The 1,025-nt window shown below is 48.5% G+C and carries 2 protein-coding genes; both read right to left on the bottom strand.

Features of this window, described 5'->3' with window-relative positions; translation table 11 throughout:
- Positions 1-607, bottom strand: a 607-nt coding sequence (locus tag RRF55_RS27120; RefSeq protein WP_439419201.1) for a phage portal protein, incomplete at its 3' end; no start/stop codon positions are given.
- Positions 607-1,025, bottom strand: a 419-nt coding sequence (locus RRF55_RS27125) for a terminase TerL endonuclease subunit (protein WP_439419202.1), incomplete at its 5' end; no start/stop codon positions are given. The genes RRF55_RS27125 and RRF55_RS27120, both read right to left, overlap by 1 nt.

Below are 1,025 nucleotides of genomic sequence, written 5' to 3' on the forward strand. Positions count from 1 at the left end.
CATCAACCGACATAGCAGCGCCGAAAACGTCAACCCCGGCCATTGTCGGCATCATGCCGCACACGCCATCGAGACCAAACCCACGAATATGCATCATCCTGTCTACAGGAATGATCCGCGGAACGCCATTTTCCGTGTAGGTGTACTGTAATTTTCCGTTATCGAGTCGCTTTACAACCATTTTCTGAGGAAGAAGCGGAACCATTGATACCAACTTGTTACCAATGAAAAACTTTTCGACAAAAGCATTACCACGCAGACAAATGCTGGCCACAATCATCAGCATGAAACGGGAAGGTGTCATTTCCGGGTTAGGGCGCCTGCATAATATCTGGTATGCAAGATTATTCTGAGCCAGTTTTCTAGATCCATCTGACTGTCTCTCGTAAATTTTTAGCGGAAGCGTGGATACCGACTCACTCAAGAGCCTCACGCAAGCCCAGACGGTAGAAAGCCTGATAATTTTGTCAGCGGTGACAACTTTTCCGCTACTGCTGGTCCCGAACCACTCCTGCCAGAATTCACCGGTAGTCAGGCCTATGGGAACACCAAGCCAGTTTAAAAGGGCGCTCTTAACGCGCCCTGGTTGCTGTTTATTCTTAGCCATCAGATACCCACTATGATCGGATCGTCAAAAAAGCCCTCTATATCGCCATCATCAGGCTCATAACCTTCTGCAGCACCAATTGCCATCGCCGACGCAACCACACCATCTATTCGACCAGTACTCTTTTTCTTGGCGAATATGCGGTTTTCTTTTTGGTCGGCTTCGGTTACGGCGGAAGCAGCGTTCCATCGGAGGCAGGGGTTAGTTTTAATAATGATTACGCCATCATCCAGCATCTGTTCAAAGAGTTCGATGGAATGAGGCATCCACAGTCCTGAATCCTGCGCCTTGTAGTATCCCTGCCCGTGAGGAATAAGCGGTACTGATACAGAAGCGTTTTCCAGTTCCGGTTCAAGATATTTGATGCGGTACTGGTCGAAGGCGATCGCCTTGATATCGAACAACATGGAAAGATCAG

The organism is Klebsiella sp. K47 (assembly GCF_051858335.1).
In the GTDB taxonomy this organism is placed as follows: domain Bacteria; phylum Pseudomonadota; class Gammaproteobacteria; order Enterobacterales; family Enterobacteriaceae; genus Klebsiella; species Klebsiella pneumoniae.